The 14,796-nt window shown below is 41.8% G+C and carries 9 protein-coding genes; all 9 read right to left on the bottom strand.

Features of this window, described 5'->3' with window-relative positions; all coding sequences use genetic code 11:
- Nucleotides 1-79 precede the first annotated feature (79 nt).
- The 9 genes from B9A91_RS20960 to B9A91_RS20920 all read right to left on the bottom strand — a co-directional run bounded on the left by B9A91_RS20960 (nt 80) and on the right by B9A91_RS20920 (nt 14,710).
- Complete coding sequence (locus B9A91_RS20960; protein WP_084241019.1) at nt 80-1,294, bottom strand: thioredoxin family protein; 1,215 nt, start codon at nt 1,292-1,294, stop codon at nt 80-82.
- Nucleotides 1,287-2,684: a RagB/SusD family nutrient uptake outer membrane protein gene (locus tag B9A91_RS20955; RefSeq protein ID WP_084241017.1), complete on the bottom strand. Its 1,398-nt coding sequence runs from the start codon at nt 2,682-2,684 to the stop codon at nt 1,287-1,289. Before B9A91_RS20955 ends, B9A91_RS20960 begins: the two co-directional genes overlap by 8 nt.
- A gap of 1 nt (nt 2,685) precedes the next feature.
- Nucleotides 2,686-6,120: a TonB-dependent receptor gene (locus B9A91_RS20950; protein WP_084241015.1), complete on the bottom strand. Its 3,435-nt coding sequence runs from the start codon at nt 6,118-6,120 to the stop codon at nt 2,686-2,688.
- Between the two features lie 232 nt (nt 6,121-6,352).
- On the bottom strand, nt 6,353-7,498 hold the full coding sequence (locus B9A91_RS20945; protein WP_084241013.1) for a FecR family protein: 1,146 nt from the start codon (nt 7,496-7,498) through the stop codon (nt 6,353-6,355).
- A gap of 94 nt (nt 7,499-7,592) precedes the next feature.
- Entirely contained in the window at nt 7,593-8,159 is a 567-nt protein-coding gene (locus B9A91_RS20940; RefSeq protein ID WP_084241011.1) for an RNA polymerase sigma factor, read from the bottom strand.
- 132 nt (nt 8,160-8,291) lie between these two features.
- Nucleotides 8,292-8,675 (bottom strand): hypothetical protein, encoded by a 384-nt coding sequence (locus tag B9A91_RS20935; protein ID WP_144009014.1) that lies wholly within the window; start codon nt 8,673-8,675, stop codon nt 8,292-8,294.
- A gap of 116 nt (nt 8,676-8,791) precedes the next feature.
- Complete coding sequence (locus tag B9A91_RS20930; RefSeq protein ID WP_084241007.1) at nt 8,792-9,724, bottom strand: hypothetical protein; 933 nt, start codon at nt 9,722-9,724, stop codon at nt 8,792-8,794.
- A 1-nt stretch (nt 9,725) separates the two neighbouring features.
- Nucleotides 9,726-11,114: a RagB/SusD family nutrient uptake outer membrane protein gene (locus B9A91_RS20925; RefSeq protein ID WP_262497623.1), complete on the bottom strand. Its 1,389-nt coding sequence runs from the start codon at nt 11,112-11,114 to the stop codon at nt 9,726-9,728.
- Nucleotides 11,115-11,188: 74 nt separating this feature from the next.
- Complete coding sequence (locus tag B9A91_RS20920; RefSeq protein ID WP_159451754.1) at nt 11,189-14,710, bottom strand: SusC/RagA family TonB-linked outer membrane protein; 3,522 nt, start codon at nt 14,708-14,710, stop codon at nt 11,189-11,191.
- Between the last annotated feature and the right edge of the window lie 86 nt (nt 14,711-14,796).

Here is a 14,796-nt window from a genome sequence, read left to right as displayed (position 1 = left end):
ATTTTAATACAAAAAGAGCCTGTCTCACAAAATGTGTCGACAGGCTCTTGTATGCACGCTTGGCTAAACATCAAGCTGTTTACAAAGCTTCTACTTTATCCAGCAGTTCTTGTGCAAGCTTTTGAATCTTCGAAGTTTCGGCATCTGCCAGGCTTCTCGATTTTTTGGCTGCAGCGAGCGCTTCGGGTTTTTTCTTCAGTCCGAGACATACCAGCGCAAAAGTAGACTGTACACTGTATTCTTCCGGCTCAAGTTCCACTGCACGCTTGGCCATCAGATAAGCCTGCTGTTGGACGGCAGGCAATGCAGTTACATCCCTGCTTTTTCCTCCTGACGATCTTCTCGCCAGGAAACTCAGCTTATCTGCATCATTTTTCAGCTCATTTTTTAAAGCCGCATTCGTCAGTTTTACGTAGTCATCAGCTCTGTCGGTCTGCAGGTAAAATTCTGCTTCCAGCATAATGCCCTGTTTCCTGCGGTCCAAGTTATCCGATTTTTTAAAATAAGCCAGCTTTTTCACAAAGGCCTGCTCATCCTTGCTGTAAATATAGCCATACGTGGTACTGGTAATTAAACGGTCCTTCAACTGCTCACGCTCATCCTGGCTACCCCATTTACTATAGGCACTTTCATTGGCCATAAAATGTGCGCCCAGTTTATCAGTTTCATTTCTGGCCAGTGATTTTATGATTTTCCAGCCCAGCTCTGAGTTTAATTCCTGCGCCGTAACTTTAGCTATGATCTCTTCACCAATCTGACTTGCAGTACTTCGATCAGCCCGTTCCGTCGCCAGATAATAATCCAATAAAAAAGTAAGGTCCCTATTCCCTTTATCGTATTTATCTTTCAAAGCAGCAGTATTTCTTTTTGGATCTACGGCTCTTTTTGCTTCGGCAAGAAAAGCTTCAGCTTCCATTCTAGAAGCTGTTCGGTGTACAATATCACCGTTGACATTTACAAATAAATAAGTAGGAAAAGACTGCACATTATACTGTTTGCGCATCGCTATCCCTTCCCCCTTTTCCATATCAACTTTTAAATTCACAAAGTTGTCATTGTAATATCGGGCAACAGCTGGCTGGATAAATACATTTTTCTCCATCCACTTGCAGGGGGCACACCATGAGGTATAACAATCAATGAATATCAGTTTCTTTGAATGAATAGCTTTTTCTTTTGCCTCGCTCCACGAGTTGTTGAAATGGATTTCTTCCTGTGCATTTACGCCAATAGCGATAAACAGGAAAAGGCCTGTGAAAATTGATTTCATCTGGATATGCTTTAATCTATTCATAACCTGGGTTTTGTTTAACTATGAAATTTGAAGCTTTTACCGTAGCATCTGGGATAGGAACGATATACCTGGTCTTGCTCGTTACATTTGGTTTATAGTTTACAATATTAATATCTCCTTCAACCATAAAACGTACCAGATCAAACCATTCTTCACCGCTTTCACAGCCCAGTTCCAATTGTTTTTCTTTGAGTACAGCCTGTAACAATTCAGCCTTTGTTTGCACAGTTGCAGGAATCAGAGTTGCACCGGCACGTCCGCGAACCACATTGATCATGTCTCTGCCTTTAGCTAAATCAGCACTGTTTCCGCTTCTGATCAAAGCTTCGGCTAAAATCAGGTAAGCTTCAGACAGCCTTAAAAAATACTCGGTATTGGCTGTCAGCGACTGACCATTAATTGATGTATTGTTAAATTTGCCGTTCCTGATCAGGTTACCCGGAGGCGCGGTAAAATACACGGTAACACTTTGTCTCGGATCCCCGGCCATAGATAGATAGTAAGATTGTCTTGGCAGTACATAAGACCGGAAAGCAAAGGCTTTATTGTTACGCTCATTTTTATCGTCAAACGGTGGTGCCAGTAATGCTTCTTTTGAGTTGAACCATTTTGTAAATACATCAGCAAATTTAGCTTCCAGGCCGGCGTTTCCTTTTTGATCAATAGTTGTTGCGGCATAAAGTGCAGCCTGGGCATAATCACGTTTATACAAATACACTTTGGCCAGCAGCATATTTGCTGCCTGTTTGGAAACATATTTAGCGCTGGTGTACTGTGCCGCATTTGCAATGGCAAATTTTAGATCTTTCTCAATTTGCGCATAAGTTTCACTAACTGTAGCCCGCGGCTTGGCAGTTACATCTTTAACCGGAACATCCCAGGTTACTACTCCATATTCAGAAGAAGTATCAAAAAACTGTCCGTATAACCTTAACAACGAAAAATGACCTAAAGCCCTTAAAAAACTGGCTTCCGCAATGATTTCATTCTTTCTTGGGTCAGTTGTTGTCAAACGGCTGGTCTTTTCAACAATATGGCTGCTCATATTGATCAGATAATACCAGTTTGTATAAATTCCAGACAATACATAATTGTCAGCGGTAATGGAATTGTCTACAAACTGCTGAAAGGCAGCACCACCGGATGCTGCTGCATCAAAGCTAAGCCCCATGCAACCGGTTATACCAGGTTGGTTAACGAGCATATCAAAGGTATGCAATTGTGCATAAGCTCCCGTTAAGACTTTGTTTGCAGACGCAACGTCGGTGATTACGGTTTCTTCGCTCAATTGGTAAGGAGGGGTAATATCAGTTACCTCTACCAGGCTGCAAGCCTGTAACGATAAGGCAAAAAGGCCTGCCACTACGTATGATAAATAATTCGTTTTCATATTAGAAAATAACGTTAAAGCCAAAATTAAATGTTCTTGTTGATGGATATGCGCCAGAGTCGTAACCTCCCGAGATCAGGCCGGCACCCGTTGACGTACCGTTTTCAGGATCTACGCCATCATAACCAGTCAGAATAAACAAATTAGATACTCCTGCATATACTTTAATCTGATTGACCTGCTGTTTCGCCCATTTTGCGGGATTAATGTAGTAAGCTACCTGGACATTTTTCAGTTTCAGAAATGATCCATCCTGGATGAAATAATCGGACGCCCGTCCATTTTGATTTGGATCGCGGTATACATTCCTCGGCTGATCTGTATTCTTATTCTCATCGGACCATCCATTTAAAACGGATTTATAATAGTTTTTATCGGTATTATAAATTCCGGCACTTGCCTTTGCTCCATTTTGAAGCTTCTGGCCATAGGCAAAATAGAATAAAAACGAACCTTCCAGTCCACCATAGCGGAGCACATGGTTCCATCCCCCAAAGAATTTTGGCTCAGCACTACCCAGCTTCACAATATCGCTGGAAGATATATACCCATCCCCATTCACGTCTACGAATTTAAGGTCGCCTGGCGCTGTCTTAGCTACCTGGTACAGCTTGTTGGGAGAAGCTTGGTTTAAAGCATTAACTTCTTCCTGGGTTTGGAAAAGCCCCGCTGTTTTATAGCCAAACACAGTACCTAAAAGATCTCCCTCCTTAAAGTTGTTTAATGCAGTAGCCTTCCCTGTATTTAACTTTTCTAACCGGCCAACATTCTTGTTGAAATTAATATCAGTAGTATATTTGAACTTGCCCCGCGTAATTATATCAGCACCGATTACAAATTCGAAACCCTTATTGGATATATCCCCCACATTTATTGTTTGGGTGCTTGATCCTGTTTCAAATGGGATAGCTACGTTCAATAATAAGTCCTTAGTATATTTTCGATAAAGGTCTATTGCCCCACGGATTTTGTTATCCAAAAAGGCAAAATCCAGACCAATATCTGTCTGTGTTGTGGCTTCCCAGCGGATACTTGGGTTAGGTACAGAATTCAAGGTCACCCCATTCTGACCATTATGAAAGGAAGATGTAGCCCCGGAAGAGAAGAATGTAGAATAAAGGAAATCACCTAGATTAGCAGCTCCTGTTTTACCTGTGGAAGCCCTGAATTTCAAATCCGATATCCAGCGATATTCTTTCAGGAATGGTTCCTCTGAGATTCTCCAGGCAACTGCACCTGAAGGAAAGAAACCCCATTGGTTATTGGGACCGAATTTTGTCGATTTATCCGTTCGTGCGGTTAAAGTCAGGTAATATCTGCCCCCATAATTGTAATTGGCCCTGGCGAAATAAGATTCCAGCCCGCTCACGCTGCCTCCTGATGTATACTTTTGTATGGAGCCCGCAGATCCGAGATTATTCAAGACGTAGTCATCAGGAAAATTAACAGATTCCAGGTTCATGGAATTGGTCTTATCTGAAGTATAGGAGGCACCAACCACTGCGTTCAGGTAATGTCTGCCAAAGAATTTGTCAACAGTAACTGTATTATCAAAAATCAGAGAGCTGAATTTGTAATTGATATCCTTGCGAGTTCCTTTTCTTCCATTTTTGATTTCAAAGGGGTCAAAACTTGGTGTATAATTTAAGGTAATGTTATCTGTCTGATTATAGGATAGTGTAGACCTGAAACGCAAAAAACTGAACGGCCTTGCTTCAGCATACAAAGAAGACATGAAGTTATCTCCGGTAAGTTTATCGGTATAAAGTGTTTTGGCAACCGGATTGGCCGAAGTGCTATCCAGGGTAGTTGCATACCTTCCGTTCTGGTCAAATACAGGAATATCAGGCCTATAACTGATGGTATTATAGTAATAGGTACTGGATGCCCCTTTTGAAATGTTTTTGGCATAATTGATACTCGCACCTGCTTTGACCAGCTTTACTACTTCCGATTCTATATTACCACGGATATTGTAGCGGTCTACATTACTTCCTTTAATAACACCAGCCTGGTTGTTCATACTTGCTGAAAATGCATAGTTTGTCTGGCCGTTTCCAAGACCGCCGCGTAAACCCAGGTTCAACATATTAGAATAACTATTTCGCGTAACCAATTTGCGCCAATCGGTACTTACACCTTTATATTGCAGAAAATCAGCCGGAAAAGTGGCTGCAGCATTCTTGTAGGCCTGAGTGGCCACCTGAAGCATTTCGTCTGAGCTCAACATGTCAAAATCTTTGATAAAACGATCGGTCATCCCTTGATAACTTAGCGTCAATACAGGCTTACCCTTTCCACGCTTTGTGGTTACCAAAATAACACCGTTTGCACCTCTAGATCCATAAATAGCCGTTCCCGAAGCATCTTTAAGTATGTCAATGCGCTCAATATCTTCCGGATTTATGGAAGCTAAAGGTGACATTTGAAATGATTTAGTGCTCCTGTAGGTATCTTGCCCCATTCCCTGTCCAATCTGGATTGGAACTCCATCAATCACATATAAAGGCTCGTTTACGCCAAATACAGATGAGGCCCCGCGTATCCTGATAGACGCATCAGCTCCCGGAGCACCTGAAGATTTAACCACCATCACCCCTGGCGCACGGCCAGCCAATGCAACGTCGAGGCTAAATGCGGGCTGTTTTTGCATCTCTTCCACATTTACCAAAGAAACAGATCCGGTCAGGTCACGTTTTTTAACGGCACCGTAACCAACCGACACCTGAACCTCAGTAAGTTCTCCGGGATTAGGCTGCAGACGGATCACTAAATTTGCAGACTGGCCAACAGCAATCTCTTTTGAAGTATAGCCCACAAAAGACACTACCAGAATAGCTTTCTCATCGATACCCTTCAATTCAAACTCGCCACTTATATTGGTAAGCACGGTTTTCCTGGTATTTTTAACCATCACCGTAGCCCCCGGAAGCGGCAAGCCATCCTCATCCAGCACCTTTCCGCGAACATCTGTAGCAGTAAAATAACCGACTACTTTATCCATAAACCCGGCTTCTTTCTTTTTAAGCAGCACGGTATTTTCAATGATCTTAAAGCTCAGATCCTGATTTTCAAGACAGGCATTCAGTGCTTCTTCCAAGGTGACCTTATCTAAATTAACCGATACCGTCTTTGCATTCTTGAGCAGACTGCTGTTATAAAGAAAGGTGTAATTGGTTTGTTTTTTAATGATATTGAGCACCTCTTTCAGATCCGCATCTTTACGGCGCAGTGTAACGTACTGAGCAAAACTGCTTGCTGCAGCCTGCATCAGCGACATGGTGATCAAAATGGCTATCAGGTTCATCCGCATAATAATCCGCCCTCTGGTTGTGGTATTTACAAGAAAACTAGGCTTGTAAATGCCTTTAAAAAGTTTAAAATATGAGCCAAGCCAAGGCTTGTCCATACCATTTGAAGTATTAATAAAATACATACATTTGTAAGGTTTAGTTGATAATAAGGTGTTTGCTACATGCTTTCATCTGGGCAACCAGATGATTTAGAATGATCAACTGAACATAAGACCGGGCTGCGATCCGGACTTTCGCCGGGTGAAGTGGTTCAACACTTTCCCGGTTTTTTATTCAGCGACCAGCTCCTTTACTTTGGTGGTAACGCTTTTTTCATGCTTTTGATTTATGTTTATGTTTCTGTTAATTGCTATTTTACTGAGAAACGATAATTGTGCTTCGGCCCCCGGCCAGTTTTTCAAGCCTGAATTTGACGTCCAGGAATTTTAACATATCTAAAAATGCCGCAGCATTTACATTTCGGGAAACTTCTCCGCTAAAACGGATGGATGGCATTTTACCTTCATACACCACATCTACATCATACCACCTGGCAGCCTGCCGCATAATACTGCTCAGTTCCGTGTCATTGAACTGGAACAGCCCGTTTTTCCAGCTGATGGCCTCTTCCGCATTTACATTGGCAACCATAAGCTGATCACTCATCACGGCTTGCTGACCTGGCTTTAACGTAACTTCCTTAACAGATCCCGATGCCTTAATGGCCGTTACTTTTACTGAGCCTTCCAACAAGGTAGTTCTGCTTGCCGGTTCATCACTAAAAGCGTTGACATTAAAATGCGTGCCCAATACGGCTATATCCTGAGTTTCGGTAACCACATGAAAGGGTTGCTTTTCATTTTTGGCCACCTCAAAATAAGCTTCCCCTTTTAAAATCACCCTACGCTCGTTGGCTGCAAAGACTACCGGAAAGCTGATTTGAGAAGCTGAATTGAGCCAGACCCGGGTACCATCCTGCAGGTTTAACTGGTATTTACCACCCCTTGGTGTGCCTACAGTATTGTAAGCCTTGGCAGCTGAGGGTGTATCTTTCAGGTCCGCAATTTCATATACTATTGTGCCGTCAACGGCCTTTTTTATGCTTACACCCGATTGGCGGGCGATTTCTCCATCCGCTGCATCATCCAGCACAATCTTTCTGCCATCGGCCAAAGTAAGCACGGCATGGTTTTTACCAGGCTGCAAACTTGCAGCAGCAGCGGCAAATGCCCTGGCTTCTTCTTTTTTAAATTGATAAAAAAAGACCCCAATACCCGCGATCAATAGAATGGCAGCCGCAGAAACCAAAAAAGGCCAGATTCGTGTGGTTTTCACTTGTTGTCCCGATTGCAATCTGCCCCAAACTTTATCAAGGTCTGCCGCCTGTTCCTCAAAGCTCAGCTTTTCCTGCTCCTCAAACGCATAGCCCAGATGCCAGCTTTCCAGCAAAGCCTTTTCCTGCTCAGTACAGGTACCAGCCTCATATTTTGCCAACAGTTCTTTTGCGTTTGTTTTTTCCATAGTCTAAAGCCACCAGGGCGCTTATTGTAGGGAAGACAAACTCGTGTAGCCTATGGGGTAAATAAAAATGAAAATATTTTATTTTTTTATCAGATCACAACAGAAACAGTACCAGGCCCAGTTTTACACGCAAAATTTTAAGGGCATGTTGAATGTGTTTTCTAACGGTCTGGTCGGAAAGGCCAAGCTGTTCAGCAATTTCCTTATGGCTCAGGTTTGATTTGCGGCTCAGTTCAAAAACCTCACGCATTTTAACAGGCAGTGCGGAAATTTCTTTTTCGATGAGCGCACTGAGTTCTTTTTCGCGGACGCGGTGATCTGTAATGCAATCCCCCTTATCAATGAAATTTTGAAGAGAAGTGATGTATTGCGATTCCAGCTTCTGACGGGAAACCCTGTTAAAGATCTTATTTCTTAAAGATACGTACAGGTATCCGGAAAGGCTGGTACTGAATTGTATGGTTTCCCGCTTGTCCCACAAAGTAGCAAAGAGTTCGTGGATCATGTCCATCACTTCTTCCCTATCGCGCGTCCATTTGTAGGCATGGGTATGGAGAATGAATTTATATCTGTTGTAAATCTCGGTATAAGCCAATCTATCGCCCGCCCTAAGCAGGCCAACCAGTTCCTGGTCCGGTATCGATTGGTAAATGCTCTCCATCCTTGTATATCCATACAAAGATAGCAATTATGCAGGGAAGGGAAACAGGATAAAAATCTTAGCTCAATTTTTATGAAACATATTAAACTTAGGCTCCAAAAAACAGAGCCTAAGGCAGAACCGAATTAGATTCTAAGTAATAGGATTAGGATAGCACACTTCTATTGGTGGATAGACATCACTACAGTGAAGCGTCACGTCATTATCGGAGTTCATACATCTTAAATAACCATAATCAACAGCAAGGCATGCTGCGTTTTCGCCATTACAATCCGCATTAATATAAAAGGCCTGATGTCCAGCCCTTGTAGTAAATCCCTCAGGGCAGCGACAGGGGATGCTACATTGCGCAAATAACGCTGCATTTCCACCAAGTACTTTTTTCAATTCTGTTCTGCTTAATGCAGCTGCACCAGCAAACTTTCCTTTGTTTAAATCGTTCTTTTTCATGGTTAATTCTGTTTTACATTCAAAACAGAAAAGTTTGAGATCAAAATAGGTTAATTGAATTGCCATTTAGGTAGGCTTAACAGCCAATGAGCGTTAATACCAGAGGGCAAGCAATTCCTTGAATTGCCTGCCTCTAATTGAGATACGTTATTTATTTCTTTAGTAAAACCGATTTTAGTGAACTATTTATACTTATTCAGTTCCTGTCTGTATTTATTGCCGGTAGCCTGAATGTCCCAGTTGTATTTATCTTTAAAGTACTTCACAAAGAGCTCGTACTTTTGTCTGCGCATATCATTATCCTTTAAATATTGGTTGTTAATATTTTCATAGGATTCCAGCAATATTAATTTAAGAAAAGCGGCATACTCGGCTTTAAAAGAGAATGAGGAATAAGGATCCAGGTATCCCGCCTGATCAGCCAAAGCCTGCCATTCTCTATTTCTTTTTGCAAGATCATAATCAATATAGTATTGATCCCGGATCTTGGTAAAGGCAGCCCCCCCGTCATATGGTTTACCTATCTTTTCGAAACCAGGGATTTCTTCTGGAATCCTGCTGCCAATCATCTCACTCAAATTACGCCATACTTCCCTTGTTAAGACAGAATCTTTGTAATAGTGAACATTGGCATCGACAACTGGCTGCGCCCCATATGTTGAGTTTGGCCATACAAAAGCAAGTCTGTTCCGTGCAACTACATTAAACTGATACCCATATAACGGATGTCCATATGTCTTGATAAAAAAGACTTCATTGGGCATAACCTGTTTCGCATAATCTTTAGAAACATTAGACAAAAGTGTCTTCATGTAAATATAGGCACTTTCTTTTTTGTCTTCATCTACCTTCACCGCAGGATAGCGGGCATTGTTCACATCCTGTCCTAAATAAGCGTTATATACCTCTCTGGAGTCAGTAAACTCAGTTCGCACCCATACATTGTAATTTTCATATAGTTCTTTTTCAATTGGGTTAGCATTGGCCTTTGGCTTGAAGAGTTGCTCCAGCCCCACCTCTTCCGAAGGTAATATTTCGGATTCCTTTGTGCAGCTTGCAAAAATCATATTGATCAGGGCTGCACCTGCTAATAAAATATACTCTATTTTTTTCATTTTATCTTGGATTTAATGGCATTCCAGTACTGTTTTCTGATTCGGAAGGCGGAATTTGCATAATGTAATGCGGATCATTTTTTTCTAAAGTAAAAACTCTGGCGTCTTTAAAAACGTGTTCAATTTTAGGTTTTCCCAATCTGCGCAAATCCATGAACCTAAAACCGGCATCAAAAGCAAGTTCCAGTCTTCGTTCTTCCAAAACACGGTCCAATACGGCTGCATTATCCGCAAAATCACTGACTTTTAGTGTCTTCACGAAATCTTTACGCATCCTGCTCTTTAATATCGAATTGATGTCGTTTAGCGCAAGGTCAGACTTGTTTAAACGTGCCTGGGCTTCTGCACGAATCAAATATGCTTCGCTGGCTTTAAAACCTACATAGTACCAATAGAGGTCTTGTGCGGCATACATCTTATAAACAGTTTTACCCATTTTAATCACCTGCGCAGCATTCTCCTCAAAATGATCAAAAATCAACTGTCTGTAATCACTTACATTCCCATACCTGGTACTTAGGTTCAACAACTGTTCAGTCGGCTTTACAGATCCGGTAGAATAATAATATGGATTTCCATTCGCACGGCCACCTACAAAAAACATCAGTTCTTTGTTCACCTGTGTGTCTACAAACCCAAAGTTGTAAGCTAATGCGCCTTTAAAGCCATTGTCTGTTATCCTTTTTTCAATACCTGATAAATCCGCCAGAGGATAATTGTTGATTACTGAACCGGCGTATGTTATAGCAGATTCATAGTTGCCCATCATTAAATCTACCCGGGCCCTGAATAGCTGTAGTACATTATAGGAGAACCTATATCTATCCGTGATCTTTTTTCCTGTAAGTAAACCAGTCGCCAGTTCAATATCCTTGACTATCTGGTTCCAGACATCACCAATAGGTGTCCGAACATTATTTCCCGCGTTTACGTTAACATCTTCGGCTGTAAGGGGCATAGGTACCCCAGGAAGGCTTAAATTGGCCGGACTATAGACATCTGCATAAAAATTAATCAGGTAAAAATAGCTGTAGGCGCGCAACGCATAAGCCTCGCCCTGAACCTGCTCAAATAGTGCTTTCTGTTCTGGTTTTACAGACATACCTTTCAGATTATCCAAAACCGAATTCGCATAGTAGATGCTCTTATACATCTGCCCCCAGTAGGGATCCGATTGTGTCCCCGGTGCAATTAAGGACGATGAAAAAGTAAACCATCTTTCAACCTCCTGGGATGGCTGTACCTCTGCATTAAAATTGACATAGACATTGTCAGTCAGCATATCCGTTTTAATAAAAAAATCAGACCGGGGGTATCCCCCAAGTAAAACTGCCTCAAAATCTTCCAGAGATTTAGGTGTCATACTATGTACTGGCTTTATATCTAACATATCTTTGCAGCCAATGAGAGCAATAAACAATAAAAGAAACGAATATTTTATAAATTTTATCATGATATTGACTATTAAAATTGTACAGTTAAAGACAAAGAATAGGATCTCGGTACCGGCAGGAATGTGTTGCCAAAATTAATTGCAGTTGCACTTGCGCGGGTCGATGAATACGAAAGGATCGGTGATCCTTGTGCTTCAGGATCCTGCCCTTTCAGTGCTTTATCCTTCCATACATAGAGATTATTTCCCTGAAGTGCCAGCCTGATATTTTGTATGCCTATAGCACGTAACTTTGGTGTAAAATAATCGTATCCCACAGATAAATTCTGGAAACGTACAAAATCTCCTTTAACTGTTCTGAGATCGGAATTATCAAACATTGCACCATTGGTAGGGTTTAATGCAATTAATGCATTATCTGAACCTACTTCAAGAACCGGAACATTCGTATGCGCCTCATCACCTGGATTCTGCCATCTGTTCACCCACTCTTTAGACATATTCTGGGTCGGGTCTGGGAAGCCTAAGTAGCTGCCATTAGACAGATTACGTAAGCGCATCACATTCCCAAAACTACCCACAAATAAAGCTGATAATGTAATGCGTTTATAGGTAAATGTATTCGTAAAACCAACCTGAGATTTAGGATTTATCACTCCGGAGTAGCCCAGTCCATCTATACTGGTCATTCCATTTAATACTTTCACACCTTCCTTGTCAGTAAAGAACGTAGCTCTTCCCTGCTGATTCAATCCAGCATAACGATAAGACCAAAGTCCATCAATAGGCTGCCCTATTACTGCCGCGGTTGAATACTGGCTCCTTCTGGGGTTAGTCAGGTTTTGAACAGTTGGCTTGGCGTATACATCCAATACCTTATTCCTGTTAAATCCAAAGTTTACATTAGTAGACCATCTGAAACTGCCATTGTCCATATTAATGGTATTCAAAGAGAATTCCCAGCCTCTATTCAACATAGACGCCCAATTGACTTGTATCTGATCGAATCCTGTTACCTGTGATACCTGTCTGCTACCCAGCAGATCAACGGCTTTCTTGTTGTACCACTCTACGTTGAACATCAGTTTTCTTTTGAAAAATCCTGCCTCTAACGCTAAATTTGTGGTATACGTCTGCTCCCATTTTAAGTTTGGATTCTTGGGCGCATCAATGATGAGATAATTTACCGGATTTTCCAGGGCAACAGCACCAATTCTGGCCACCAAATCTGAATAAGCCTGAGAAGCAACATTGCCCTGACTACCATATGATCCTCTGAATGTCAGATAAGAAACCCAGTCCACATCCCGAAGAAACTTCTCCTCTTTCATCTGATAGTTGGCTCCAACTGCCCATAAAGGCTGGAACAGTTGATTCGTCTTCAACCCGAAACGATTCGACCCATCTGTCCGTATGTTGAAACTGGCAGTGTACCGGTTATCATAGGTATAATTAACAGAACCAAAGTAGGACAGATTTGCGCCGTCGTTCAGGTTTTCTCTCCAATACGGCGCGCCCATTTTTTTCATATAATCAAATTGTGGAATCTGCTGATGTCCTCTGTCATGAGCGTAACCGTACACTTCAGCACTAACATCACTGGTCTTGGATTTCCGGACTTCCTGTCCAACCATCACGTTCAAATAATGGGTATTATTGAAAAACGGATTATAGGTCAACTGATTCCTGAAGGTAATTGAACCATTGTACGAACTGCGGTCTTTTCTATAGCCACCATCCTTCCATACATAAACGTACTGACCATTAACTATTTCACGATTATCCTTTTTTCTGATCCGTACAAAATAGCTGTCGTCAATAGCAATATCTTCATCTGTTGTATTTTGTTTGGCATAAGAGAACAGGGAATTAAAGGTTAAATCTTTGATAATTTTATATTCTAAATCCAATGATCCTCTGAAACCGAAGTTACGCGAATTGCGCCAGCCCTTATCCCTGTTTTCCAGGAAGTTATATTCCATACCATTCAAATAAAAATGGCTATAAGTTCCATCCGGATTCTTTGCCGGTTGTGCACGGGTGGTATATATGGCATATTCAAAAGGATTTTCTTTAGAATCTACCGCAAAGAAACTCTTGTTTTCACGTGCATTAACATCCATCATTACCCCCAGCCGGATCTTATCGTAAATCCTGGTATATACCTTTAATGATCCCGTGTAAGTTTTTTGTCCAACACCTTTGGCTGTAGCCTGGTCATTCATATAACTTCCCGAAGCATAAAATGTTGTCCTTTCATCTCCTCCGGAAATGCTTAAGTTTTGCCTGTTTGTGACCGAATTTCTAAAGAGGTACTGGAACCAATCTGTATTGACAGTTTCTAGATAGTTAACACGCTGATTAAAATCATTCCATGTAATTTTTTTATCCATCAAATCGATAAAATAACGTTCAAAATCCGAAACGGTATTGTACTCACCTGCGGCTGGGGTGGTGGCATTAAAAACGCCTCTGCGGATCATTTCTCTGTTCACATCGATACGCTCTTTCGAATTCATCATGTAGGCGTCTTCAATTCGGGGTCTTTCACCGAAGGTGAGGTTACTCGAGAAGTTCACACGCGTTTTCCCCGCTTTACCTTTTTTTGATGTAATCACAATAACCCCATTGGCAGCACGGGTACCATATATTGCGGTTGCAGCCGCATCTTTAAGGACGTTTATGCTTTCAATATCATCTACGTTGATACCTCCAATACCGGAAGCAATCAGGTTACGGTTGGTCATGATGTCATCAACCGATACATTGACTGCATCATCCAATATGATCCCATCAACTACCCATAATGGCTGCACATTTCCACTCAAAGTTGCCGTACCGCGGATACGGATCTGCGGAATAGATCCGGGTGCTCCTGAAGTACTCATTAAAGTCATTCCGGGTACCTGTCCCTGCAATAACTTATCAATATTTGGCTGATAAACTGTCTCCAGATCTTTTAACTGTATCGTTGTAACAGACCCAGTTAAACTCTTTTTCTTTAATGACTGGTACCCCGTCACTACCACATCGTTCAATGCACTTTCCGCCGGGTTCATCTTCACATTAATTGTCGTACGCTGTTTCACTGCTTCTTCAACGGCATTATAACCTACATAAGAAAACACCAGAACAGCGTTATTGTCGGGCACGGTAATTCTATACTGGCCCGAATTGTCTGTAGCTACCGTAACACGGCTCCCCTTCAACTTCACGCTTACCCCCGGAAATTCCTTTCCCCGCTCGTCCGTTACTTTTCCTTTAATTTCTATAGCTGCCTGTATGGGCTCACCCGAATCGCTTTTACGCTGAACAACAACAATATTTTGCCTGATCACATAAGTGATTGGCTGGTCCTCCAGTAAAGCATCCAGGGCTTCTTTTAAACTCACATTTTTCAGCTTTACATGAACAGGTTTTAACCCCTCAAGCATTTGCGACGTATATACGAAGTTATAGCCGCTTTGCTGCTGCAGCTGTTTAAAAACTTTACTTATTGTGGCGTTGCTTTCAGAAATGTTGATTTTCTGAGCAAGGCCATTTGCGCTTACCTGCATAAAAAAGGCAATCATGATAATAGTGGTCAGCTTCATTATCCGCAATATTTGGTCGGGCAGGCATACCATTAGCCCCTGCCTAAAGACATTGTAAAAATTCATTACATTTGTTTTGGTTTGGT

The sequence above is a fragment of the Pedobacter africanus genome, assembly GCF_900176535.1.
GTDB lineage: Bacteria > Bacteroidota > Bacteroidia > Sphingobacteriales > Sphingobacteriaceae > Pedobacter > Pedobacter africanus.
This window is presented reverse-complemented; position numbering and strand designations above follow the sequence as displayed.